This is a genomic window from Paraburkholderia sp. RL17-373-BIF-A (assembly GCF_046030175.1).
In the GTDB taxonomy this organism is placed as follows: Bacteria; Pseudomonadota; Gammaproteobacteria; order Burkholderiales; family Burkholderiaceae; genus Paraburkholderia.
In genome coordinates this window covers 99,212-124,106 of record NZ_JARESO010000018.1, presented here as the reverse complement: position 1 = coordinate 124,106, position 24,895 = coordinate 99,212, and the positions used below count along the sequence as shown (strand labels likewise).

At 64.4% G+C, this 24,895-nt stretch carries 22 protein-coding genes and 1 tRNA gene; 7 read left to right on the top strand and 16 right to left on the bottom strand.

Annotation, left to right across the window (positions count from 1 at the left end; genetic code table 11):
- Positions 1–225: 225 nt before the first annotated feature.
- Positions 226–1,008, top strand: coding sequence for a tRNA (guanosine(46)-N7)-methyltransferase TrmB (gene trmB, locus P0D80_RS22795; protein WP_408286849.1), 783 nt, complete (start codon positions 226–228; stop codon positions 1,006–1,008).
- 81 nt (positions 1,009–1,089) lie between these two features.
- Here trmB and P0D80_RS22790 read toward each other — a convergent pair whose 3' ends face one another.
- From P0D80_RS22790 to P0D80_RS22780, 3 genes are all read right to left on the bottom strand, one after another.
- Complete coding sequence (locus tag P0D80_RS22790) at positions 1,090–1,926, bottom strand: undecaprenyl-diphosphate phosphatase (RefSeq protein ID WP_132373421.1); 837 nt, start codon at positions 1,924–1,926, stop codon at positions 1,090–1,092.
- An 81-nt stretch (positions 1,927–2,007) separates the two neighbouring features.
- On the bottom strand, positions 2,008–2,601 hold the full coding sequence (locus P0D80_RS22785) for a DUF1439 domain-containing protein (RefSeq protein ID WP_132373420.1): 594 nt from the start codon (positions 2,599–2,601) through the stop codon (positions 2,008–2,010).
- 100 nt (positions 2,602–2,701) lie between these two features.
- Positions 2,702–3,037 carry a YkgJ family cysteine cluster protein gene (locus P0D80_RS22780; protein ID WP_408179771.1) on the bottom strand — a complete coding sequence of 112 codons (336 nt, stop codon included), beginning with the start codon at positions 3,035–3,037 and terminating at the stop codon, positions 2,702–2,704.
- 224 nt (positions 3,038–3,261) lie between these two features.
- On the opposite strand from P0D80_RS22780, the gene hemN reads away from it, so the two are divergent.
- Positions 3,262–4,647, top strand: a complete 1,386-nt coding sequence (hemN, locus tag P0D80_RS22775; protein ID WP_408286846.1) for an oxygen-independent coproporphyrinogen III oxidase — start codon at positions 3,262–3,264, stop codon at positions 4,645–4,647.
- A gap of 106 nt (positions 4,648–4,753) precedes the next feature.
- Positions 4,754–4,838, top strand: a tRNA-Leu gene (locus P0D80_RS22770).
- A gap of 151 nt (positions 4,839–4,989) precedes the next feature.
- On the opposite strand, the gene P0D80_RS22765 is transcribed toward P0D80_RS22770, so the two are convergent.
- Positions 4,990–6,375 carry an amino acid permease gene (locus P0D80_RS22765; protein WP_408179840.1) on the bottom strand — a complete coding sequence of 462 codons (1,386 nt, stop codon included), beginning with the start codon at positions 6,373–6,375 and terminating at the stop codon, positions 4,990–4,992.
- Between the two features lie 215 nt (positions 6,376–6,590).
- Between P0D80_RS22765 and P0D80_RS22760 the strand changes: the two genes are divergently transcribed.
- Positions 6,591–7,535, top strand: coding sequence for an alpha/beta fold hydrolase (locus P0D80_RS22760; protein ID WP_408286844.1), 945 nt, complete (start codon positions 6,591–6,593; stop codon positions 7,533–7,535).
- A gap of 69 nt (positions 7,536–7,604) precedes the next feature.
- On the opposite strand, the gene poxB is transcribed toward P0D80_RS22760, so the two are convergent.
- The 10 genes from poxB to P0D80_RS22710 all read right to left on the bottom strand — a co-directional run bounded on the left by poxB (position 7,605) and on the right by P0D80_RS22710 (position 20,350).
- The gene (gene poxB, locus P0D80_RS22755) at positions 7,605–9,329 is read right to left on the bottom strand and encodes a ubiquinone-dependent pyruvate dehydrogenase (protein WP_132373415.1); all 1,725 of its coding nucleotides are present in this window, start codon (positions 9,327–9,329) and stop codon (positions 7,605–7,607) included.
- Between the two features lie 138 nt (positions 9,330–9,467).
- Positions 9,468–10,301, bottom strand: coding sequence for a M55 family metallopeptidase (locus P0D80_RS22750; protein ID WP_408179775.1), 834 nt, complete (start codon positions 10,299–10,301; stop codon positions 9,468–9,470).
- Positions 10,301–11,383 carry a DmpA family aminopeptidase gene (locus tag P0D80_RS22745; protein ID WP_408179776.1) on the bottom strand — a complete coding sequence of 361 codons (1,083 nt, stop codon included), beginning with the start codon at positions 11,381–11,383 and terminating at the stop codon, positions 10,301–10,303. Before P0D80_RS22745 ends, P0D80_RS22750 begins: the two co-directional genes overlap by 1 nt.
- A complete protein-coding gene (gsiD, locus tag P0D80_RS22740) occupies positions 11,380–12,285 on the bottom strand; it encodes a glutathione ABC transporter permease GsiD (protein WP_408286841.1) in 906 nt (301 codons plus the stop codon). The genes P0D80_RS22745 and gsiD overlap by 4 nt, the downstream gene beginning before the upstream one ends.
- A 7-nt stretch (positions 12,286–12,292) precedes the next feature.
- On the bottom strand, positions 12,293–13,213 hold the full coding sequence (gene gsiC / locus P0D80_RS22735; RefSeq protein WP_132373411.1) for a glutathione ABC transporter permease GsiC: 921 nt from the start codon (positions 13,211–13,213) through the stop codon (positions 12,293–12,295).
- A 123-nt stretch (positions 13,214–13,336) separates the two neighbouring features.
- Positions 13,337–14,899 (bottom strand): glutathione ABC transporter substrate-binding protein GsiB, encoded by a 1,563-nt coding sequence (gsiB, locus tag P0D80_RS22730; RefSeq protein ID WP_132373410.1) that lies wholly within the window; start codon positions 14,897–14,899, stop codon positions 13,337–13,339.
- 71 nt (positions 14,900–14,970) lie between these two features.
- Positions 14,971–16,893, bottom strand: a complete 1,923-nt coding sequence (locus P0D80_RS22725; protein ID WP_408286838.1) for a dipeptide ABC transporter ATP-binding protein — start codon at positions 16,891–16,893, stop codon at positions 14,971–14,973.
- 61 nt (positions 16,894–16,954) lie between these two features.
- Positions 16,955–17,947, bottom strand: coding sequence for an isoaspartyl peptidase/L-asparaginase family protein (locus tag P0D80_RS22720; protein ID WP_408286836.1), 993 nt, complete (start codon positions 17,945–17,947; stop codon positions 16,955–16,957).
- Positions 17,944–18,927, bottom strand: coding sequence for a MurR/RpiR family transcriptional regulator (locus P0D80_RS22715; protein ID WP_408286835.1), 984 nt, complete (start codon positions 18,925–18,927; stop codon positions 17,944–17,946). Before P0D80_RS22715 ends, P0D80_RS22720 begins: the two co-directional genes overlap by 4 nt.
- A gap of 169 nt (positions 18,928–19,096) precedes the next feature.
- Positions 19,097–20,350 (bottom strand): MFS transporter, encoded by a 1,254-nt coding sequence (locus tag P0D80_RS22710; RefSeq protein ID WP_408286833.1) that lies wholly within the window; start codon positions 20,348–20,350, stop codon positions 19,097–19,099.
- 95 nt (positions 20,351–20,445) lie between these two features.
- On the opposite strand from P0D80_RS22710, the gene P0D80_RS22705 reads away from it, so the two are divergent.
- Together P0D80_RS22705 and P0D80_RS22700 are read left to right on the top strand one after the other, a co-directional pair.
- Entirely contained in the window at positions 20,446–21,156 is a 711-nt protein-coding gene (locus tag P0D80_RS22705) for a pseudouridine synthase (protein ID WP_408286831.1), read from the top strand.
- A gap of 167 nt (positions 21,157–21,323) precedes the next feature.
- Positions 21,324–21,512, top strand: a complete 189-nt coding sequence (locus P0D80_RS22700) for a hypothetical protein (RefSeq protein ID WP_132373404.1) — start codon at positions 21,324–21,326, stop codon at positions 21,510–21,512.
- 185 nt (positions 21,513–21,697) lie between these two features.
- Here the strand turns inward: P0D80_RS22700 and P0D80_RS22695 are convergent, their stop codons facing one another.
- Positions 21,698–22,723, bottom strand: coding sequence for a Rossmann-fold NAD(P)-binding domain-containing protein (locus P0D80_RS22695; RefSeq protein ID WP_408179784.1), 1,026 nt, complete (start codon positions 22,721–22,723; stop codon positions 21,698–21,700).
- Between the two features lie 96 nt (positions 22,724–22,819).
- Here P0D80_RS22695 and P0D80_RS22690 point away from each other — a divergent pair, with 96 nt between their 5' ends.
- Positions 22,820–23,851, top strand: a complete 1,032-nt coding sequence (locus tag P0D80_RS22690) for a CDP-6-deoxy-delta-3,4-glucoseen reductase (RefSeq protein ID WP_408286828.1) — start codon at positions 22,820–22,822, stop codon at positions 23,849–23,851.
- Here the strand turns inward: P0D80_RS22690 and P0D80_RS22685 are convergent.
- Positions 23,817–24,512 (bottom strand): hypothetical protein, encoded by a 696-nt coding sequence (locus tag P0D80_RS22685; RefSeq protein WP_408286826.1) that lies wholly within the window; start codon positions 24,510–24,512, stop codon positions 23,817–23,819. The genes P0D80_RS22690 and P0D80_RS22685 overlap by 35 nt on opposite strands.
- Positions 24,513–24,895: the final 383 nt, after the last annotated feature.

The window sequence follows — 24,895 nt, the reverse complement described above, 5'->3', positions numbered from 1 at the left end:
CCCGCTCCACTTTCCTGCTGATGCCTTCAGCAGAATCCAGCACGAGCCGCCTCCATGAAGGCGGCTTTTTTGTCATAGCGGCAGCCCGGCGCAGCGAGCCGTAAACCTTGTGCTCACCAGCCGTGCCGATCGGCGCTCGCGCCCCATAACGCGTGAGCATCGACAGGCACCGTGCAGCACGCGAGGCTTGCCGCGAAAGCCCTCACCCTTGTAGCAGCATCGAAGATGATCCACGATCCAAACGACGCCGGCCTGCCGGACGAACTCCCGACGCCCTCCAGCGAAACCGAACACCAGCCCACCGGCGAAGACGCGCCGCAAGAAGAAGCTCTGCATCGGCGCCGCATCCGCAGCTTTGTCACGCGCGCCGGCCGCGTCTCGACGGGCCAGCGGCGCGCCATGGACGAACTCGGCCCGCGCTTCGTGGTGCCCTTCGCTCCGCAGCAGCCCGACTGGAACAGCGTATTCGGCCGCGAGGCGCCACGCGTACTGGAAATCGGCTTCGGCATGGGAGCGACAACCGCTGAAATCGCCTCGCACCGTCCCGGCGACGATTTCCTCGGCGTCGAGGTGCATGAGCCGGGCGTCGGCGCACTGCTGAAACTGATGGGCGAACAGAACGTGGCGAACATCCGCATCATTCAGCACGACGCGGTCGAAGTGCTCGAACAGATGATCGCGCCGGACAGCCTCGACGGCGTGCATATCTTCTTTCCGGATCCGTGGCACAAGGCGCGCCACCACAAGCGCCGGCTGATCCAGCCGAAGTTTGTCGCGCTGCTGGTATCGCGCCTGAAACCCGGCGCCTACCTGCATTGCGCGACCGACTGGCAGAACTACGCCGAACAGATGCTCGAAGTGCTGGGCGCCGAACCGGCGCTGGAAAACACCGCCGACGGCTATGCGCCGCGTCCGGAGTACCGTCCGGTGACGAAGTTCGAACGCCGTGGGCTGCGGCTCGGACACGGCGTGTGGGATCTGGTCTTCCGCAAACGCAGCGCTGCGTAAGCGCGCAGCGAGGTTGGCCGGCAAATAAAAAAGGTCCGCACATGCGGACCTTTTCTCATGGATCGTGCGAAACGGAAGCGCTCAATCCGTCCAGCTCAACGCGCCGCTGTAGCCGACCAGCAGGATCAACAGTCCGAAGCCGATGCGATACCACGCAAACGCGGTGAAATCGTGCGCGGCGATGTAGCGCAACAGCCAGCGCACGCAGGCGAAAGCGCTGACGAAGGCCGCCACGAAACCGACCGCGAAGGTGCCGAGCGCGTCGACGGAAAGCACATGCCAGTCTTTGTACAGCTCGTAACCGGTCGCGCCGAAAATGATCGGAATCGCGAGGAAGAAGGAAAACTCCGTGGCGACGCGCCGGTCGAGACCGAACAGCATCCCGCCGATGATCGTCGAACCCGAGCGCGACATGCCCGGAATCAGCGCGAAGCATTGCGCGAGGCCGACTTTCAGCGCGTCCAGCGCGTTCAGGTCGTCCACGCTCTGCACACGCGCCGCCGGCTCGCCGCGCGCGCGCTGACGCGATTCCGCCCACAGGATCACGACGCCGCCCGCCACCAGCGCGAACGCGACCGGCACCGGCGAGAACAACGCCGCCTTGATCGATTTTTCGAACAGCAAGCCAAGCACGATCGCCGGAATCGTGGCGATGATCACGTTCAGCGTGAAACGGCGCGCATCCGGCCGGCTCGGCAAGCCGGACACCACACTGCCGATGCGGCGGCGAAATTCCCAGCACACCGCGAGAATCGCGCCGAGCTGGATCACGACATCGAAGGTTTTCGCGTGCTCATCGGTAAAGTTCAGCAGACTGCCCGCGACGATCAAATGCCCGGTGCTCGACACGGGCAAAAACTCCGTCAACCCTTCGACGACGCCCAGAATCAGCGCCTTGCAAGCCAATAGCCAGTCCATCCGTGCCCCTCATCGCTGTAGATAGTCGGAACGCACAGGGCCGGCTCGGAAAACGCGCGGCCCTGCCGGCCGCGCGCCGCGTCATTTTTCGACGATCTGCACGCGTATGCCGTTTGTAAGGATGGTGATTGTACCGGGTTCGTAATTCACTCCGGCAAATTGCAGTTGTTCGGGCTTGAAGGTGTAGATCGGATAGTTGGTCAGCAACTGCGTGGCGAGCACTGCCGCCGCCGCGTTGATCTGCTGCGTGTAGGCCTGCGCCTGCCCGCTCACGCTGACGTTGTCGACGTTCGGCGACTTGAGCACGACCGATTTGCTGGCGGCGTCGTAGGCCAGTTCGCTCGACAGCGTGAACACGCCGTCGACCGGCTGCGGCATGAAGGGACTCACGAGGCGCGCGTCGAGCTTCACCGAGACGCGGTTCGCGTCCGGCAGCAAGCCGACCACCGGGTTGGTGAGCGCGACATCGAACACTTGCGAGACCGTACGCTGATAGGGAAATTTGCGCTGCACCGCGTCCTGCACCTGTTGCCGCGAGAACGTGTACTGCGAGGGGATGAACGGAAAAGTCGACGTCGCGCAGGCCGCGAGCGAAACGGTGATGCCGAGCGCGCTACAGCCTGTCAGCGCGGCAAGCAGGAAGCGGCGCCGGGCCGGCGCAGCGGGTCGAGTCATGCGAAATCTCCTGTGGAAACTTGTACGGGCATGCGATTGCGTTGTTTGTTTTCGGCTTGTGGTTTGTGGTTTGCTGCTTGCAGCGATTCGCTCGCGCGCGTTAGCAGCGAGCCACCGGTTGCGCGTGCGGTTGAGTTTGAGTTTCAAGCTGCGTGAGCCACGCGAGGGCCTCGCCGCGGTTCGTGCCGCACATTTCCATCTGCGGTTGCAGACCGGAACAGCACGCCGGCCGCTCCGGCTGGCCGAAGATCGCGCAGCGCAGATCGTCGCCGAGTTGCGCGCAGCGCACGCCCGCCGGCTTGCCGTTCGGCATGCCCGGAATCGGACTCGAAATCGACGGCGCAATACAGCACGCGCCGCAATCGGGGCGGCACGCGTGACCGGCCACGTGGAACGGAGACTCGCGCTTCACGGCGCTGTTCGACACATCACTCACGACATTTTTCCTGAACCCGAAAACGGGCAACGCACTATCAGACCCGCATTGTGCCACCGCATTCCGTGCGACCTTTTTACGCAATCGGGCGAATGCCCGCTCACGTAAACTCGCAGGATCCGAAAGGCCATGCTCAAGAGGCGTCCGCGCGGTTCGATCCGATCGCGCGAACCGCGGCGGTCTGCTTCTTCCTCGATGGCCGCCCGCCAGCCGTCGAGTCCTTCATGTCCATCGCCAGCATGCTGTTCCGCCCTGACCTGCTCGCCAAATACAGTGCGAACGGCCCACGGTATACGTCCTATCCGACCGCCCTGCAGTTCCGCGACAACTTCGATCCCGCCGACTATTTGCGCGCCGCCGCCGACCCGGGCGCGTCGGCCACGGATCTCTCGCTGTACTTCCACATTCCGTTTTGCGACACCGTGTGCTTCTACTGCGGTTGCAATAAGGTCGCCACGAAAAACCGCGCCCATGCGCGTCCGTACCTCGAGCGGCTGAAACGCGAAATGGCTCTGCAGGCGGCATGTTTCGACACGCGGCGTCCGGTGTCGCAATTGCACTGGGGCGGCGGCACGCCGACTTTTCTGTCGCACGACGAAACAGCCGAGTTGATGGCCGCCACGCGAGAGCACTTCACGCTGCTGCCCGATGCTAACGCCGAATATTCGATCGAAGTCGATCCGCGCGAAGCATCGCCTGAGACCATCGCGCATCTGCGGAAGCTGGGTTTCAATCGGCTGAGCCTTGGCGTGCAGGACTTCGATCCGGTCGTGCAGCAGGCAATCAACCGCATTCAACCGCTCGAGATGACCGCCTCGGTGATGCAGGCCGCGCGCGACACCGGATTTCACTCGATCGGTGTCGATCTGATTTACGGACTGCCGCATCAAACGGTCGAGAGCTTCAGCCGTACGCTCGACACGATGCTCGCGCTTGCGCCCGATCGTCTCTCGGTGTTTGCCTATGCGCACATGCCACAGCTCTTCAAGATGCAACGTCAGATGGACTCTGCCACGCTGCCTTCGCCCCAAGTGCGACTCGCGATCCTGCAGCGCGTGGTCGAACGTCTGACGGGCGCGGGTTATGTGTACATCGGCATGGATCACTTCGCGCTGCCCACGGACGAACTCGCGCGCGCGCAAGCGCAACGGACCTTGCACCGTAATTTCCAGGGCTATAGCACGCGGGCTGAATGCGATCTGATCGGCTTCGGCGCATCGTCGATCGGCAAAGTCGGCGACGTGTACGCGCAGAACATCAAGGATTTGCCGGGCTACGCCGCGGCGATCGATGCCGGCAAGCTCGCCATCGCACGCGGCGTGCGCCTTTCCGCCGACGACCGTCTGCGCCGCGACGTGATCACGCAACTGATGTGCAACCTGGAATTGCGCTTCGACGAATTCGAAGCGGCTTATGGCATCCACTTCGCCGAGACGTTCGAGCCGGAGCTGGAGCGTTTGCACGGCTTCGAGCAGGACGGCCTGGTGTCGCTCGCAGCGGACAAGCTTGAAGTGCGGATGGCCGGACGCATGCTGGTGCGCAACATCGCGATGGTGTTCGACCGGTATCTCGGCCAGCAGACACTCGAACGATTTTCCCGCACGGTTTGAAGGCCTTGAGGCGGACGAAAGCAACTGGCTTGCCCGTCGTCGAATTTTCGGCCATAATCTGCGTCTTCGCCGCGCGCCAGCTTCTGACGCGTGCGCTGCAAGACCTGCCCAGGTGGTGAAATTGGTAGACGCAGGGGACTCAAAATCCCCCGCCGCAAGGCGTGCCGGTTCGATTCCGGCCCTGGGCACCAACGAATTCGAAAGACCGCTGTTTCCGTATTTCCTCGAACCCCGCCAGCGCATGCTGCTCGCGGGGTTTGTCGTTTCTGGGCCGCCTGAAAACCTCAACGGACTCAAACGGCGTGAGTGCGAACATCGCCCCTCACGCCATTCGAGACATCTTTACTGCCCCACCACCCGCGCGCCACCGTGCACAGCCGCGCGCCGGCGCTTGAACACATACCCGCCCCACATCACCACGAGCCACGCCGGCACCAACCACACCGACACCGACAGACCCGGCGTCATCGCCAGAATCACTAGGATCAGCGCCATGAACGCGAGGCAGATCCAGTTGCTGACCGGGAACCAGAACGACTTGAACACGAGCGTCTCGCCGGCCGCGACCATCGCCTTGCGCGACTTCAGATGCGTCAGGCTGATCAGCGCCCAGTTCAGCACCAGCGCCGCCACCACCAGCGCCATCAGCAAGCCGAGCGCTTCGGCCGGAATCAGATAGTTGACGATCACGCACGTAAACGTGGCGAGCGCCGACAACCCGATCGCCATATACGGCACGCCGCGCCGGTCGACCTTCATCAGCGCGCGCGGGGCATTACCCTGCTCCGCGAGGCCGTACAGCATGCGGCTATTCGCATACACGCCGCTGTTGTACACCGACAGCGCCGCGGTCAACACCACCACGTTGAGGACGTTCGCGGTCAGCGTCGAACCGATCTGCGAGAAGATCATCACGAACGGACTGCCGCCCGCCGCCACTTCATTCCACGGGTACAACGACAGCAGCACCGCGAGCGAGCAGATGTAGAAAATCAGAATCCGGTAGATCACCTGATTCACGGCCTTCGGAATGCTCTTCTGCGGCTCGTCGGCTTCCGCCGCCGTAATGCCGATCAGCTCCAGCCCGCCGAACGAAAACATGATGACCGCGAGCATCATGAAGAGGCCATGAAACCCATGCGGGAAAAAGCCGCCGTGGGACCAGAGGTTGGAGATCGAGGCTTGCGGGCCGCCGTGGCCGCTGATCAACAGATAGCCGCCGAACATGATCATGCCGATCACCGCCACGACCTTGATGATCGCGAACCAGAACTCGGTTTCGCCGTAGGCTTTGACGTTGGCGAGATTGATCGCGTTGATCAAGGCGAAACACACCAGCGCCGACACCCACGTCGGCACGCCGGGCCACCAGTAATGCACATAGGTGCCGACGGCGGTCAGCTCGGCCATGCTCACGAGCACATACAGCACCCAGTAGTTCCAGCCGGACAGAAAGCCGGGAAAGTCGCCCCAATATTTGTACGCGAAGTGGCTGAACGAACCGGCCACCGGCTCCTGCGCCACCATTTCGCCCAACTGCCGCATGATCATGAAGGCGATGATGCCGCCGATCGCGTAGCCGAGAATCATCGACGGCCCGGCTGCCTGCAACACGCTGGCGGAGCCGAGAAACAAGCCGGTGCCGATCGCGCCGCCCAGCGCGATCAGTTGGATATGGCGATTCTTGAGCCCGCGCTTCAGGCCGTCTTGCTGCTGTGCACTATTCAACATTGCGCCCCAGTGTATGGATATCGATCACCTGATCGGACTTATGGTCCGGCCCGGCAGAACCTGAAATTTTACCGTGGCCGATAAAGCCTAAATACTGGGAGCAACCCGCGCTTGGTTCTGCGCCGCACTTAACGGCGCGGATAGTGATTGTCACTGGCGCAGGGCTTCTGTATGTTGCCCTAGTCGAGCTTTTCAGCCTTCGGAGATTCAACATGTCGCCCAAACGTTTGCTTTGCGCCGCTGCTTTGTGTCTCTGCTTCACGGGCGCCGCCGCGCTCGCTCAAACCACCGCGCCCGCCGCGGCACCGGCGCCTGCGCCCACCATGGCGCCCGCTGCCGAGCCGGCCGACGAGCCGGGCATGGAGGCGAGCGCGCCCGAAGCGCCGGCTCCGGCACCCGTGGCGCCCGCCGCACCGCCCGCCAAGGCCGCCGCCGCGGCGCCCCCCACCGCGCCCATGACCGGGCCAGTGCGCAACGTCGTGCTGGTGCACGGCGCGTTCGTCGACGGCTCGAGCTGGAACGGCGTGGTCGCCAAATTGCAGCAGAAGGGCTATCACGTGAGCTCGGTGCAGAATCCGCTCACCTCCCTCGCCGACGATGTCGCCGCGACCCGCCGCGTCCTCGCGCGTCAGAACGGGCCGACCATACTGGTGGGACACTCGTGGGGCGGCGTCGTGATCACCGAGGCGGGCGCGAACGCGCCGAACGTCGCCGGTCTCGTCTATATCGCGGCGATCGCACCGGACCTGCACGAGTCGACCATGGATCTGATGAAGCGCGCCCCGGCGGCCGCGGGCGCCAGCATCATGACGGATTCGAGCGGCTTCCTCTGGCTCGACCGCACGAAATACCACGCGGACTTCGCCGCGGACGTCCCTGAGAATCTGACGCGCGTACTGGCCACCGCCCAGGTACCGATCGCCGCGACAGCATTTAATGAAACGGTCAGCCAGGTCGCGTGGAAGGAAAAGCCGTCGTGGTACGTGCTCACGACGCGCGACCGGGCGGTGTCGCCGGACGTGGAAAAATTCATGGCCGACCGGATGGGCGCCAAGATCGTGCCGATGGCGTCGAGCCACCTGGCACCCGTGTCGCACGCGGGCGCGATTGCCGACGTGATCGATCGCGCGGCGCGCGAATTGAGCCGGCAGCAGTAGTCCCGTTCAGGCGTATGCGCGTATCCCATCGCGCATACGCCTGTCGAAACAAACCAACCCCAACGCGTTTCAGCGCAGATTCGTGGTCGCCAGTTCGACGACCTCGTCACCGCGGCCGTTCAGCACGGCCCGCAGCATATACAGGCTGAAGCCCTTGGCCTGCGCCCACTGGATTTTCGGCGGCATTGCGAGTTCGTGCTTCGCGGTCACCACGTCGATCACCGCCGGGCCCGGATGCGCGAACGCTTCGCGCAATGCCGGCTCGATGTTCTCGGACAGCTCGATTCGGACACCATAGATTCCCGCGCCGCGCGCGATCGCCGAGAAGTCGGTCGTGGCCAGATCGGTGCCGGCCTCGAGATAGCCGCCCGCCTTCATCTCCATCGCGACGAAGCCGAGCGTGCTGTTGTTGAACACCACGACCTTGATCGGCAGATTGAGCTGACGCGCGGTGAGCAGATCGCCGAGCAGCATCGACAGGCCGCCGTCGCCCGATAGCGAAATCACCTGGCGGCCCGGCTCGGCTGCCTGCGCGCCCAAGGCCTGCGGCATCGCATTGGCCATCGAGCCGTGATTGAACGAGCCGTGCAGCGTGCGCTTGCCGTTCATGGTCAGATAACGCGCGGCCCAGAGCGTCGGCGTGCCGACGTCGACGGAGAACACCGCGTCTTCGTTGGCGACCTTGTCGACGATGCTGGTGAGGTATTGCGGATGAATGGCGCGCCCCGGATCGGACGGCCGCGCGAGGTCGTCGAGGTCCTTGCGCGCGCTCGCATAGTGCTTGCGCGCATTCTCGAGGAAGCGCCGGTCGGTCTTGCGCTTGAGCTTCGGCATCAGCGCCTGCAAGGTCGCCTTCACATCGCCAACCAGACCGAGCTTCAACGGCGCGCGCTTGCCCAGCGCGGAGCCGCGCCGGTCGATTTGCACCACGTTGCCATGCGACGGATAGAAGTTGCGATACGGGAAATCGGTGCCGAGCATCACGAGCGTGTCGCACGACATCATCGCGTGGTAGCCGGAGCTGAAGCCGATCAGCCCGGTCATGCCGACGTCGAACGGGTTGTCCCACTCCACGTATTGCTTGCCGCGCAACGCATGCACGGTCGGCGCGCCGAGCTGATCGGCGAAGGCGACCACTTCATCGTGCGCGCCGGCGCAGCCGCTGCCGCACAGCAGCGTCACGCCGCCCGCCTGGTTGAGCAGATCGGCGAGCCGGTCGAGATCCGCCTCGGACGGCACCACCGTCGAGCGTTCCAACGTGCCGGCCCACGCCGGCGTTTCCTCCGGCGCTTCGCCCAGCGCGACATCGCCCGGCAGCACGATCACGGCAACGCCGCGTTCTTCGATCGCGGTGCGCATGGCGCGCGCCAGCACGCGCGGAAACTGCGACGGGTTCGTCACCAGTTCGACGTAGTGACTGCACTCCTTGAACAGCTCTTGCGGATGGGTTTCCTGAAAGTAGCCGAGCCCGATCTCCGACGACGGAATGTGCGCCGCAATCGCGAGCACAGGCTGATGATTGCGATGGCAGTCGTACAGGCCGTTGATCAGGTGCAGATTGCCGGGACCGCAACTGCCCGCGCAGACGGCGAGCTTGCCGGTCGCGGCGGCATCGGCGCCGGCGGCGAAGGCGGCCACTTCTTCGTGGCGCGTGTGCATCCAGCGAATCGAACCGAGGCGCTGCAAGCTATCCGACAGGCCGTTCAGGCTGTCGCCCGTCACGCCCCAGATTCGCTCGATGTCTGCCGCCGCCAGTGTTTTGGCCAGATAATCCGCGATAGTCTGCTTACCCATGCTGTACTCCGCTCAGTGAGAAAGACGCTGCCTCCGGAATGCAGGAGAGTAACGCTTCCTCACGAAACGTGCCGTCACGGTGCCGCTGTAAGCGTGGTGAAATGGCCGCGCCTGGGAGGACAGCCAGTTGTCGCGCGATCAGCGCAGCATGAACGACATCGCCGACAGGCAATTCAGCATGCGCACCACATGTTCCGCCGACGCCGCGCTAAAGCGCAGCGTGACCGCATCGACGCGCGTGAGCGTCGGCCATTGGCAGAACAGATCGGCGAGCGCGCTGGTTTGCACGCGCAGTTCGCATTCCACTGGCTTCGCTTCGGCGCGTGTGGATTCTCGTGCGTGTCCTTTGGCGAGATGCTGCTGGACCACTTCACGCGCGGCGGCTTCGATAGCGGCGCGCGCGCTTGCCGGCGATTGCGTGACGCCGCTCGCGTGCCCCGTCGCGCTCTTGGTGACGACAAACCGCGCGCCAGGAAAACGCGGCGCGGTTTCTTCGGCGAAGACGTCATCGCCGGATAAAAGCGCGACCTGTACGCCATATTCTTCCGCCAGCGCGCCATAGACGCCCGCCTCGCCGACCTCGACACCGTTCAGCGAAACGCGAGCGAAGGCAAAGCTGTTGATGGTGTGCGCGAGGATGCCGCGCGTTTGCGACATCGCGTGATAGCCGATCATGAAGACCAGCGCCGCGCCGTATTCGAGCCCGGCCATCATGCCAAGCGTGCGCGGCTTGCCGAGCACCACCTGGGCGCGCGCATCGAGCAGGTCGGGCAGCAGATTGCGAAAGCCGCCGTGAGAGTCATTGACCCATACGCGCGTCGCGCCGCCGGCGAATGCGCCTTCGATTGCGGCGTTGGCTTCGAGCGTCATCCAGCGGCGTGCCGCTTCGTATTCGCCGTTGCCCGCGCGCGTTTGTTCAGGATGAAACACACCGGCGATGCCTTCGATGTCGGTGGAAATGAGGACTTTCATCAGGGAGTGGGCTTGAGTAGTTGGGCGAGATCGGGGACTGAGTCACGCAGCGATAGCCGCCGGTGGCCGTCGCACCCGGTGACGGACGCAGCGCTCCACAACGCATCGAGAATCGCCTGCTCCACGCTGTCCGCGCACGCGCGAAAGAGCGGGTCCAGACGCTCGTCGGCGAGCAATGGCGGGAGCGTGATGAAGTCGGCGCCGTGCGGCACGGTATAGGCCGTCGAAAATGCGAGTGCGATATCGCCGCTGCCGTGGCCGTACACCGAGCCGGTGCGCGCAAGACCCGCGGCCGCACGCAATGAGAGACGCTTGAGCTGGCGCGCGTCGAGCGGCGCGTCGGTGGCGACGATCATGATGATCGAGCCTTGCTCCGGCTTCGTTGCCGCCGCCGCCGCCGTCGCCGCTTTGGCCGCGCGTGCGGCCAGCACACGGCCGAGCGGCGTGCCGTCGACGGTCAGCATCGGCAGGCGGCCGAAGTTCGCCAGCACGAGTGCGCCGACGGTATAGCAACGGCTCGCTATGCTCACCACACGCGACGCATTGCCGATGCCGCCCTTCAGATCGAAGCACGACATGCCCCGGCCCGCGCCGACCGATCCACTCACGACATCCGCGCTGGCCGCTGCATACGCATCGTCGAAATGCTGCGCGGTGACGGCGAGTGCCTGGATATCGTTCAGATACCCGTCATTGCATTCGAACACCAAGGGATTGACCGTCGACCACTCGCGCCCGATCTGCGGATTCGCGCGAATGGCCGCACGAATCTGCGCCTGCGCGACGGCGGCAACGCCGAATGTGTTGGTCAACGCGACCGGCGTTTCCAGCGTGCCGAGTTCCTCAACTTGCACGAGCCCAATGCTTTTGCCGAACCCGTTGATCACCGACGACGCCGCCGGCACCTTGTCGAGAAACGAATCGCCGTCGTGCGGACGAATCACGGTCACGCCGGTTTGCACGGCACCCTGATCGAGCGTGCAATGACCAACCGTCACGCCCGGCACATCGGCAATCGTGCCGAGCGGACCCGCCGGCAACGTACCGATATGCGGCGCGTTCTGAACCCAAGTCGAATTCATGGCCGGTCGAGCTTCGGATCGAGCGCATCGCGCAAACCGTCGCCGAGCAGGTTGAACGCCAGCACGGTCAGGAAAATCGCCAGGCTCGGAAACAGCGCGATATGCGGCGCGGTGACCATGTCGGCGCGCGCTTCGTTGAGCATCGCGCCCCACTCCGGCGTCGGCGGCTGCGCGCCGAGCCCGAGAAACGACAAACTTGCGGCGGTGATGATCGAAGTGCCGATACGCATCGTGAAGTACACCACCACCGAGGAAATCGTCCCCGGCAGAATGTGCCGCACGATGATCGTCCAATCCGACGCGCCGATGCTGCGCGCCGCCTCGATATACGTGAGCTGCTTGAGCATCAGGGTATTGCCGCGCACGAGCCGCGCGAACGCCGGAATGCTGAAGATCGCGACCGCGCAGATCACGTTGATCATGCCGTTGCCGAGAATCGCCACCACGCCGATGGCCAGCAGAATGCCGGGAAAGGCGAACAGCACATCGGCGACGCGCATCGTGATGCGATCCCACCAGCCTTCGTAGTAGCCGGCCAGCAGGCCGAAGAACGTGCCGATCACCGCGCCGATCGCAACGGACAGAAAGCCCGCTTCGAGCGAAATGCGCGAACCCGCCAGAATGCGGCTGAAAATATCGCGGCCCAGCGAATCCACGCCGAACCAGTGCGCGGCGGACGGCCCTGCATTCAACGCGTCGTAGTCGAAGAAATTCTCCGGATCGTACGGCACGATGTGCGGCGCAATGATCGCGAGCGCAATCAACAGCAGCACGAAGATGCCGGCGCCGAGCGCCACGTGCTGCTTACGGAATTTGCGCCAGAACTCGCTCCACGGCGTGCGGATCGCGCGTTCTGCTTTGGCGGCTTGCGCCGCGGTCGGCTCGGTGGCGGTCGTGCTCATGCGGGCCTCACTTGAAACGGATGGTCGGGTTGATCACGGCGTACAGCACGTCCACGACCAGATTGATGATGATGAATTCCAACGAGAACAACAGCACTTCAGCCTGAATCACCGGATAGTCGCGCATCGATACTGCGTCCACCAGCAGGCGCCCGAGGCCCGGCCAGTTGAACACCACTTCGACCACGATCGAGCCGCCCAGCAGAAAGCCGAATTGCAGGCCCATCATCGTGATCACGGGAATCATCGCGTTGCGCAGGCAGTGTTTGACGATCACGAGACGTTCGGGCACGCCCTTGGCGCGCGCGGTGCGCACGAAATCTTCGTTCATCACTTCGACGAACGACGCGCGGGTGAAGCGTGCCATCACCGCCGCGACGGCCGCGCCGAGCGTGAGCGACGGCAGCACGTAGCTCTGCCACGAACCGTCGCCGACGATAGGCAACCAGCCGAGCTTCACCGAAAAAATCTCCATCAGCAGCATGCCGAGCGCGAACGCGGGAAACGAAATGCCCGACACCGCGAGCGTCATGCCGAGCCGGTCGGGCCAGCGGTTGCGCCACACGGCCGAGACGATGCCGATGCCCATGCCCAGCACGACCGCCCACACCATGCTGGCGAGCGTGAGCAGCAGCGTCGGCATGAAACGTTCGCCGATTTCCTGGCTGACCGGACGCTTGCTGCGCGTCGAGATGCCGAAGTCGCCGTGCGCGATCTTCACGAAGAAGCTGGCGAATTGCTGCGGCATCGGCTTGTTCAGGCCGAGGTCGGCACGCACCAGCGCGACGGTCGCCTCGTCCGCATCGGGACCGGCGGCGAGCCGCGCCGGATCGCCCGGCAACAGATGCACGAACAGGAACACCAGCACGGCGACGATGAAGAGCGTCGGCAGCAGGCCAAAGAGACGTTTGACGAGGAAGTTCAACATGACATCCAATCCGGCAATGATGCGGGCAACGAAAGATCTTGTGCGGCGCGTAATGGTGCAAAACAGCGCCCGTACGGCACGGCGTGCCAATGAAACGACACGCCGGCGCGCACGGTCAGCTCATTACTTGATCGCGATCTCGTCGAAATTGAACGAACCGTCCGGCGCCACATAGGCACCCGACAGACGCTTGCTGCGCGCGTACACGACCTTCTCCTTGACGAGGAAGATCCACGGCGCGTCGGCCCAGATGCGCTTTTGCGCGTCGGTGTAGAGCTCGGCCTTCTTCGTGCGGTCGGTGGTTTCGAGCGCTTGCTTCAGGTCGCTGTCGACGGTGTCGTTCTTGTAATAGGCGGTATTGACCATCTTCGGCGGGAACGAGACCGACGCGAGCAGCGGCGTGATCGCCCAATCCGCTTCGCCCGTCGACGACGACCAGCCCGCGTAGTACATGCGCACCGGTGCCGTTGAGGCGTCCTGCGCGCTTTCCACCTTGGCGACGCGCTGACCCGCCTCGAGCGCTTCGACCTGCGCCTTGATGCCCACTTGCGCGAGTTGCTGCTGCACGAACTGAATCACCTTCTGCGCGGTCGAGTAGTTATACGCGGACCACAGCGTGGTTTCAAAACCGTTTGGATAGCCCGCTTCTTTCAGCAAGGCGCGCGCCTTCGCCGGATCGTACGGCCACGGGCCCTGCTTCACCGCGTAGTCGACGCCTTGCGGCACCACGCCGTCGGCCGGCGTCGCATAGCCGGCGAACACGACCTTGGTGAGCGCGTCCTTGTTGACCGCATAGTTCAGCGCTTCACGCACCTTCGGATTGTCGAACGGCTTCTGGTTCACGTTCAGGCTGATGTAGCGCTGAATGATCGACGGCGACGCGATCAGATCGACCTTCGGGCTCGACTGCAATTGCGCGGCCTGTTCGAACGGCACCTGGAACGCGAAATCCGCTTCGCCGGTGCGCATCAATGCAGCGCGCGTGTTGTTGTCGACCACCGGCTTCCAGTCGATCGCGTCGACCTTCGGGTAGCCCTTCTTCCAGTAGCCGGCGAACTTCTTCACCGTCAAATCGCCCGCCGGATCCCACTTCACCAGTTCGAACGGACCCGTGCCGACCGGATGGAACGCGATGTCCTTGCCGTACTTCTTCAGCGCGTCCGGCGAAATCATCACCGCCGACGGATGCGCCAGCACGTTGACGAACGCCGAGAACGGCGCCTTCAGCGTGATCTTCACCGTGTACGGATCGACCACTTCGGTCTTCTCGATGCGGTTGAACATGTTGTAGCGCTTGAGCTTGTTCGCCGGATCGGTGACGCGGTCGAAGTTCGCTTTCACCGCGGCGGCGTTGAAGTCGGTGCCGTCCTGGAACTTCACGCCGTGGCGCAGTTTGAACGTGTAGACCTTCGCATCCGGGCTGGCTTCGTAGCTATCGGCCAGCACGTTGACCAGCTTCATGTCCTTGTCGAACCCGAACAGCCCTTGATAGAACGACTTGGCGACGGCTTGCGAGAGCGTGTCGTTGGCATCGTACGGATCGAGCGTCGTGAAGGTGGAGGCGACGGCCATCACGGCCGTGGTGTCGGCATGCGCCGCATTGCCCGCGAGCATCGCGAACACCACCGCGCCGCCGCTGATCAGCGCGCGCAAACGAAACGGAGAAGACGGGACCAGCAGGTTCATGAGGTTGGCTCCAGGCTGCGAAATGAAAACAGGTTGTGGTGCTGCGAGAAGAAGCGTGTTGCTTTAGGTTTTTAGTACGCGCCGCCGACACGATGCTGGGCGACGAAATGATCCGGTCCGACCGCAACGAGCGGCGCCACGACGGGTTCATCGTGTAGCGCACGGATCGGGCTCGGAATCTCGTCCGCGGCGAGCATGCGTTTCGCGTGACGGCGCGCCGGATCGGCGACCGGCACCGCGCCCATCAGCTTGCGTGTGTAGGGATGCTGTGGCGCTTCGAACACCGCGCGGCGCGGGCCGATTTCGACGATCTGGCCGAGGTACATCACCGCGACCCGATGACTGACGCGTTCGACCACGGCCATATCGTGCGAAATGAACAGATACGCGACGCCGAGTTCACGCTGCAAATCGAGCATCAGATTGACGATCTGCGCTTGCACGGAGACGTCGAGTGCGGACACGGATTCGTCGGCGATCACGACTTTGGGGTTCAACGCCAGTGCCCGCGCAATCGCGATGCGTTGCCGTTGACCGCCGGAGAATTCGTGCGGATAGCGTCGCGCGGCTTCGGGCGGCAGGCCGACTTTTTCGAGCAGCCACGCCACGCGCGCCTGCGCTTGCGCACCCTGCGCGACGCCGTGCACGAGCAGCGGCTCCATGATCGAGAAGCCGACGGTCAAGCGTGGATTCAGCGAGGCGAACGGGTCCTGGAAAATAAACTGGATATCTCGGCGCAGCGCCTGCAACGCGGGGCCCGTCAGCGAACTGATTTCCTTGCCGTTGAATTCGATCGACCCGCTTTGACTTTCGACGAGACGCAGCAGCGAGCGGCCCGTGGTCGATTTGCCGCAACCCGACTCGCCGACCAGCGCGAGCGTTTCGCCGGGCCGCAAATCGAAGCTGACTTTTTCCACCGCGTGCACGCGGCCCGTCAAGCGGCCGAACAATCCGCTCTTGACCGGAAAGCGCGTGACCAGATCACGAACCCGCAGAATCGGCGGCGTGGTTTCTTGCACCAGCGGCTGCGTTTCTGCGGCGACGGCGGCAGCGGGACGCACGGCCTGATCGGTGCCGCTCAGGCTCGCCTGCTCGACGGTCAGGATCGGAAACTTGGCCGGCTGATCCGTGCCCTGCATCGCACCGAGACGCGGCACCGCGGCGAGCAACGCCTTCGTATAAGGATGCGACGGCGCGGCGAACAACGCGTCGGACGCGCCCTCTTCCACCTTCTCACCGCGATACATCACGAGCACGCGATCGGCCACTTCGGCGACTACGCCCATGTCGTGCGTGATGAAGATCACGCCCATGTTCATCTCGTCCTGCAAACCGCGAATCAATTGCAGGATCTGCGCCTGGATCGTCACGTCGAGCGCGGTGGTCGGTTCGTCGGCGATCAGCAGCGCCGGCTTGCACGACAGCGCCATCGCGATCATCACGCGCTGGCGCATGCCGCCCGACAGTTGATGCGGAAAACGCGCCGCCACGCGCCGCGCTTCCGGAATGCGCACGAGTTCGAGCAGGCGCAGCGTCTCGGCGTGCGCGGCGGAGCGGCTCTTGCCCTGATGCAAGGCGATGGCCTCGCTGATCTGATCGCCCACCGTGAAGACCGGATTGAGTGACGTCATCGGCTCCTGAAAGATCATCGCGATGTCGGCGCCGCGAATCGAACGCATCGTGCCGGACGACGCTTTCGCGAGATCGAGCACGCTGCCGTCGCGGCGCCGGAAAGCGATGCTGCCGCCGGCAAGGCGCCCACCGCCATGCTCGATCAGCCGCATCAACGCGAGTGAAGTGACCGATTTGCCCGAACCCGATTCGCCGACGATCGCCAGCGTCTCGCCGCGCTCGACTGTCAGCGAGAGATTGCGCACCGCGTTGAAGGTGGTGTCGCCGCTGCGGAATGCGACCGACAGATCGTCGACCGCGAGCACGCGTTGCGGCGGCAAGGTTTCGATAAGCGGACGGGCGGTGTGCGATGAAGTCGGCACGGTGGTTCCTTTGAATTCGAACGCGGCTAACGGGGGTTCATGCTGTAAGCGGCCAGACTGACTAGCGGTAAATCGCCGTCACCGGCGCTTCGCCGAGCCGCGCGAAACCGCGATACATGCCTTCGGTATTGAACGGCAGCGTGACATTGCCGCGCGCATCGACGGCAATCAGGCCGCCGCGTCCGTCGATCTTTGGCAGGCGGTTCATCACCACGTCGTCGGCTGCTTCCTGCAGCGACACATTGCGGTAAGCCATTTGCGCGGCGACGTCGTAGGCCGCAACCATGCGCATGAACATTTCACCCGAGCCGGTGGTCGAGACCGCGCAGGTCGCGTCGTCCGCATAGCAGCCCGCGCCGATTAGGGGCGTATCGCCGACCCGGCCGGCCTGCTTGTTGGTGACGCCGCCCGTCGATGTCGCTGCCGCCACGTGTCCATGCTGATCGAGCGCGACGGCGCCGACGGTGCCGAACTTGCGGTTCGGATCGATCGGTTCGTGCGGCGTCGGATCGTCGTCAGTGGGAGACGGCGCGGCGGCGAGCGTGGCGCCGTCGTGATCGAGCATGGCGCGCTGTTGCCCGCGCGCGATCAGCCATTGGCGATGGCGCGCTTCAGTATGGAAATACTCGGGCTCGGCGAATTCGAGTCCTTGCGCGGCGGCGAACGCTTCCGCGCCTTCGCCGGTGAACAGCACATGCTCGCTGCGTTCGAGCACGCGGCGCGCCGCCAGAATCGGATTGCGCACGCGCTTCACGCAGCAGATCGCGCCGGCGTCGAGCGTGCTGCCGTCCATGATCGCCGCGTCGAGTTCGTGCGTGCCGGCCGCGGTGTAGACCGCGCCGCGGCCCGCGTTGAAGAGCGGGCAGTCTTCGAGCAGGCGTACCGCTTCGCTGACGGCGTCGAGCGCGCTGCCGCCGTCGGCGAGCACGCGCTGGCCGGCGCTCAGCACCGCGTGCAACGCGGCGTGGTAGTCGGCTTCGGCGCTGGCCGACATCGACGAGCGCAGGATCGTCCCTGCCCCGCCATGAATGGCAATGACTGCGTTGGAGTTCATCGTTTGGCTTTCGTAGTGCGAGGAGTGCGGGAAGTTCGGGTGGTTCGGGTCGCGCCGCGCGCGGGCCGCGAGCTCGTGCCGGCAGCCTCGGCTTGCGGGTCGACGAGCCACGGCAGCAGGAATTCGCTGACTTCGGCGGCGGCCTTCACCGAGCGTTTGGCCCGATACGCCACCGCGTCGCACAGCGCCTCGATCACGGCGAGCACGGCCGAATCGGCATTCGCCGCGAGCCGCCGGTCGGCGCGGACGTAGAGCGAGATGTCGGCGAACTGCGCGAGCGGCGAACGCGGACTGTCGGTAAGCGCGAGCACGCGAGCGCCACGGCCCGCCGCGCGATGCGCGAGCTCGATCGTGTCTTCGACGTAACGCGGAAAAGCGATACCGATGACGAGGTCGCCCTCGTTGGAAGCAAACAGACGCCGCGCGGCGTGCGACGGTCCGCCCATTAGCGCGAGCGACTGCACGTTGTCGTGATACGGCATCAGGCCGTGTTCCATCAGACCCGCGAGAAACGCGCTGGCGCCGAAGCCGAGCACGAACACGCGGCGCGCGGCGATGATCGCTTCGACGGCGGCTTCGGCCGCGGCGCTGTCGATCGCCGTGCGGGTGGCGTGCAGATTGTTGGCGGCCTGTTCGAGCGATGCGTCGACCACATCGTCGCCGGCTGCGAGCGACTCCTGCGCACTGCGCAAGCGCTCGACAGGTGCGAGCGTCGCCTCGAAGCCGCGAACCAGCGCCTCACGAAACTGCGGATAACCGTCGAAACCGAGCGCGCGTGCAAAGCGATTCGCCGTCGCCACCGACGCACCGACCACGCTGGCCAGCTCGTCGATCCGCATGGTCGCCGCGCGAAACAGATTGGCCAGCACGTAGTCGCCCATGCGCCGATGAATCGGCGTGAGGGTCGGCATGGCCGCGGCGATACGCGCGGCGATGGCCTGCTCGGCGGAATCGGAAGCAACGGACGGTTGATGGATCATGCGAGCGAGGGCGCGGTGCCTGGGGCGTAATGAAAATGAATGAAAGTATATTTACACGGAAATCTCGCAGAAAAAAATTCATTTTCATTTTCGAGGGTTTTCACCGACGCCCCGCGTACAAACTACGCATCCCAATCGCTCACCGGCGCGGCTTCGTGAAAATCTGTTTTCAGCAAGCCGCGGCGCTTTGCTCCGGAATGCGCGCAAGCCGCGCCGCCGGCGACATGACGATGATCAGCGCCTGCACGAGGAAGGCGGCCGCAGCAGCGACCAGACACGCGTCCATGCCCCAGCGCGCGCTGATTGCGGCACCGAGCAATGCACCGAGCGGCCGCGCACCGTAGGTGGCGGTGCTGTTGAGCGCGGAGACGCGCCCCATCATCCGTTCGGGCGTGATGGCCTGGCGCAGCGTGGTCGAGCCGACCACCCACAGAATCGGTCCGGCGCCGAGCAGGAAGAAGCTCAGCGTCGCCAGCCAGAACGACGGCGCAACGAGTGTCGCCACCATCACGAGCGACGCGAGCAGTCCGCACGACGGCCCGATGATCAGCACACGGCCGAATGCGAGGCGTCGCGCGATGGCGGACGCGGCGAGCGCGCCGCACACCATGCCGACACCGTAGGCGCCGAGCGTCACGCCGACCGCCGACGCGCTCAGACCCAGCCGATGCACCGCGTACGGTACATATACCGCTTGCAGCACGAAGAAGCCGAGGTTGAAGAACACCGCGGTCGCGAGCATCGGACGCAGCAGCGCGTCGCGCAGCACGAAACGCGTACCGTCGCGCAGTTCCAGCATGAAGTGACGCTGCGGTGCGGCCGCGCGCGGCGGCTCGCGCAAGCCCCCCAGCAACGCGACGGCCAACCCCGACAGCGCGGCCGCGCAGCCATATGCCCAACCCGCGCCGATCCAGCCGACCAGCAGTCCGCCGAGCGCCGGCCCCGCGGAATACGCCACGCTGCGCGCAAGTTCCAGCCGGCCGTTCGCGCTGGCGTAGGCTTCGCGCGGCACGAGCGCGGGCACCAGAGAAGGCGCCGCGACGTTGTAGGCCACCGTGCCGGTCGCGGCGATGAAGCCGAGCGCGGCGAGCAGCGGCAAGCTCAACGCATGGGTCATCACGAGCAGCAGCACGCACAGCATGGCGATCACGCGCACGCTTTCAGCGAGCGTCATCAACGTGCGGCGCGAGCGACGGTCGGCCCAGACGCCGAGCGGTATCGACAGCAACAGGAACGGCAGCGTCTGCGCGGTTTGCAGCAGACCCGTGTCGCGCGCGTCGGCGCCGAGTGCGAAGACCGCGACGAGCGGCGCCGCGGCGAGGCTGATCTGCTCGGCGGATTGCGCGACCAGGTTCGACCACGCGAGCCGCTGAAAGGCGGCCGGCAGTCGGTGTACGGATAACGTGGAGGATGGGGCGTGCATCGATGAGCTCCTGCGACGGGACATGGAAGCGTTCATCGTGGTCCGACTCGCGCCGTGGGGCGCTCCGCTTCTTGCGGTGTTATTCTTCGCTCGCCATGAATCTCGAAAGCATTCTCTTCACTCAAGGTTTCGGCTCGCGCCGCCAATGCCGCGCGCTGATCGCCGACGCGCGCGTGAGCATCGGCGGCGCTGTCTGCACCGATGCCGACGCCGATTTCCCCACCGGCGACACTACCTTCTCCTTCTGCGTGGACGGCGTCGTCTGGCCGTATCGCGAGCAGGCCTATTTGCTGCTGAACAAGCCGGCGGGCTACGAGTGTTCGCGCGATCCGCAGCATCATCTGAGCGTGTTCAGTCTGTTGCCGCCGCAGTTCGCCGAGCGCGGCGTGCAATGCGTGGGCCGGCTCGATCAGGACACGACCGGCCTGCTGCTGCTCTCCGACGACGGCAAGTTCGTGCACCTGTTCACGTCGCCGAAACGCAAAGTGCCGAAGGTGTATGTCGCGACCACGCGTCATCCGATCGACGACGCGCAATTGAGCGCGCTGCGCGACGGCGTGCTGCTGCACGGCGAGCCCAAACCGATTGCAGCCGTCGACGCAAAGGCACGCGGCGATCACGCGCTCGCGCTCACCGTGATGGAAGGCAAGTATCACCAGGTCAAGCGGATGATCGCCGCAGCCGGCAACCGCTGCGAGGCGCTGCATCGCGAGCGGATCGGCGGACTTGCTTTGCCCGAAACGCTTGCGCCAGGCGCGTGGCAATGGCTCGATGAAACCGACCTCGGATCTCTACGGAGCGGGTAAACCGGTAGCGCCCATTTAAGCTCTTGATGCAGCAGGAAATCGCATGCGCGGCTGCGCACATAGCGCGCGCGGCGCCTGCTCGCGCGCTGCGTCGCAGCATGATCTTCCTTACACCTCGCCCTATACTCGTTTAAACAATGACTACAAAGGGTTCAGGGAGGGGCGCCATGATCATCCAAAACGGTTTCCAGATTCCGGCGGTGATGATTGCTTTTCTGTGCCTTGGACTGGTCGTGATCGGCGGCTTGCTGGTCATGATGCGGCTGCGGCACAAATATCATCCGAACCTGATCGGCGCATTGATCGGCGCGATGCTGTGTTTCCTGCTGCTGGAAGCATTGCCCGCGCTGACGTAGGCCTCGCGACGCCGCGCCGCGCCGCTGCAGTGGAGCGCGGCGCGGGTCGGATTTTTTCCGGGCGGTGCCTGGAGAGATGGCTTTTTGCCGCGCTTTTTTGTGGGTTTTTGCGGTGTGTGGGAAGGTTGAAGCGACGCTCTTCAACCTTCCCTTTCAGACCTTCACGCCTTCACGCCTTCACGCCTTCACGCCTTCACGCCTTCACGCAGAAAATCTTCGACGCTCGGATACCGCAAGCGCACGCGCAATTCCTCTTTGAGACGCCGATTCACCAGCCGCCTCGATTCACGCATGAAAGACAGCAAGGTCGGCTCGATCTGCGACTCTGCTTCGGCTCGCGTAATGCGTGGCGCACGCGCGAGGCCGAACGCATCGGCGACTTCGTCGAAGTACTCGCCCATTTTTAGCGACGTGTCGTCGGACGCGTGGACCACGCGCCCCGGCCGCCCATGTGTGGCGAGGCGCACGAGGATCGCAGCCAGGTCGTCGGCGTGAATGTGATTGGTGTAGACGTCGTCGGCATCGATCAAGGCCGGCGTACGTTTTTCGAGCCGCGCGAGCGGCAGGCGGTTGCCCGCATAGATGCCCGGAATCCGCGCGATGCTCGCCGCGACGCTGCCGCGCGCGGTCGCGCGCCGCAATTGCCGTTCGGCCGAGACACGGCGCTTGGCGCGCGGATTGGCTGCTTGCGTCACGCGGGTCTCGTCGATCCACGCGCCGCCGCAGTCGCCGTAGACGCCCGTCGTGCTCGCGTACACGAGTCGCACCGGTGCGCGCGAACCGGCGGTCCGGCGCACCCCGTCGGGTACAATATTGGCTGTTCCAGATTCCGCCCACGAGGCACGAAGTTGGCGCAACCGCCCCACCGGCGAAACGGCAGGCGCCACAGCGGCCCGCGCTGAATCGCGGCGCGCGCCCAGCGTAGCGAGCAAGGCGCGGGTACGGCGGTCGTCGTCGCCGGTTTTCTGCGGTGGCGCGAGATGCAGCACCGTCGGCGCGAGGCCCGCGAGTCTTTTCAGGCTGCGGCGCACATCCAGATCGCCGACCAGCGGCGTCACGCCCGCCGCGCGCAATTCGGCGCAGCGCCCGGCGTGACTGGTCAGCGCGAAGACATGCGCGCGTGGCCGCAGCAAGGGCACGCAGCGCATGCCGACATCGCCGCAACCTACGATTAACACGCGCGGCCGGCGGAAGTTTCGTGTCGCTTTCATAGTGGACGCATTGTAGCCGTCACGCGCGGCAGGCACCGCGCCGTTGACACGGCAGCTCCGATAACGATTACCGACTTTTTCGATTTCGAACACTTTATGGCATTTAACGTCACGCTCCGGCAAAGCGGCCGGCAGTTTCAGGTAGAACAGGACGAACCGGTGCTGAGCGCCGCCTTGCGCCAGGGTATTGGCCTACCGTACGGCTGCAAGAACGGCGCTTGCGGTTCCTGCAAGGGCACTGTGGTCAGCGGGGAAATCGAGCAGCGTGCGCATTCGTCGTCGGCTTTGTCGAACGACGAAAAAACGCGCGGCATGGCGCTCTTCTGCTGCGCGACTGCCTGCACCGATCTCGAAGTGGATATCCGCGAAGTGGCGGGCGTCGGCGACGTGCAGGTCAAGAAACTGCCGTGCCGCGTGAACGCGATCGAGCGCAAGGCCGACGACGTCGTCGTGCTGAAGCTGCAATTGCCCGCCAACGAGCGGCTGCAATATCTCGCCGGCCAGTACCTCGAATTCATTCTGAAAGACGGCAAGCGCCGCAGCTATTCGATGGCGAACGCGCCGCACACGGAAGGCCCGATCGAATTGCACATCCGTCACATGCCCGGCGGCGCCTTCACCGATCACGTATTCAACGCCATGAAGGAGCGCGACATTCTGCGCTTCGAAGCGCCGCTCGGCACGTTCTTCCTGCGTGAAGATTCGGAGAAGGCGATCGTGCTGCTCGCCTCGGGTACGGGCTTCGCGCCGCTGAAGGCGATCGTCGAGCACGCGGTGTTCAAGAACCTGAACCGGCCGATTACGCTCTACTGGGGCGCTCGTCGCAAGAAAGATCTGTATTTGCTCGAACTAGCCGAGCAATGGGCGCGCGAGATTCCGAACTTCAAGTTCGTGCCGGTGCTGTCGGAGCCGGACGCGGGCGACGCATGGACGGGCCGCGTCGGCTTCGTGCATCGCGCGGTGATCGAGGACTTGCCGGATCTGTCGGCGTATCAGGTGTACGCGTGCGGCGCGCCGGTGATGGTCGAGTCGGCGCAGCGCGATTTTACGCAGCATCACGGTCTGCCGGAAGACGAGTTCTACGCGGATTCGTTCACGAGCGCAGCGGATCTCGCGAACGCGGTTTGATGGGAGAGGCGTCGGCGCAGATGCGTCGATGCTCGCTATACGGACTTCTGGAAGCGCGGCTATGCAAATGGCCGCGCTTCGCGCATTGATGATTTGCACCGGCGCAAGTCTCGATTCTGAGCTGAAGTACGTGCGCCTGATTCTCGAGCGCGGCATGCTCGGACCGCAGCATTTTATGCAACGCGGTGCGGCCATCGCTGCCGGCCGTTCCCAGATTCGAAGCCAGAAAATTCACCGCGTTCAGTGTGTCGAATAGCCGGTGACCATACACCGGTTCATGATGTGCGACGCGATTGCGTGTCCGGTAGATGCGCTCCAGTTGAACAGCGACCGCGGACCGGTCGATCCGCTTGTTCGGGAAAATTGGCTTCAGCGCTGGTTTCCATAGCGTCTGTTCGTAATCGCGGGAAAAAAGGCGCTTCCAGAAGTACATCGTGAGTTGGGTAATCACCTGACCACTTCTAACAGCGATCGCTTTTTGCCGCGCATCGACCCGATACTCATGTTCCAGGCCCGGCGGCACACCGCGACGAAACGCGGCTTGATCGAGTGCGCGCTTGTCGGAAGCTGTCAGCTTGGCATACGCTGCGCGCTGTGCACCGCGAACCGCCGCTTCGATCTTGCCTCGCTGCTCGTCCTTCCAGGCGACGGTGGACGACACAACCAGCCGTCTACGCCGAAGTGGTCGCTCAGCCTGTCGCACACCGCATTGCGCAGCGCTATTTCGACGACCGCCGTAACGCTCATCAACGCCCCGGCGAGTTGCAGCATCTGTTGATGAAGCGCAACGGCCGCGCGCGTCGTGCTCGCCATTGCGTGAAAAGTGCTCAGGCGCTCTCCGGAAAGCAGTGTTGCGACGGCTGAAATTTCCTGGTCTGTGAGATGGCCCATCGACGTGCGCCTCCTCGGCTTTTAGAATTGTCAGCGACAAGTCGGGATCAGCGTCGGCAGCTATCTTCGGATGGGCGGACCCCCGGCTTCCTGATTCAAAATGGGCGCTCAGTCGAGCGCCCATTTGCATTTCCAGCGGCCGTTCTTCGTGAC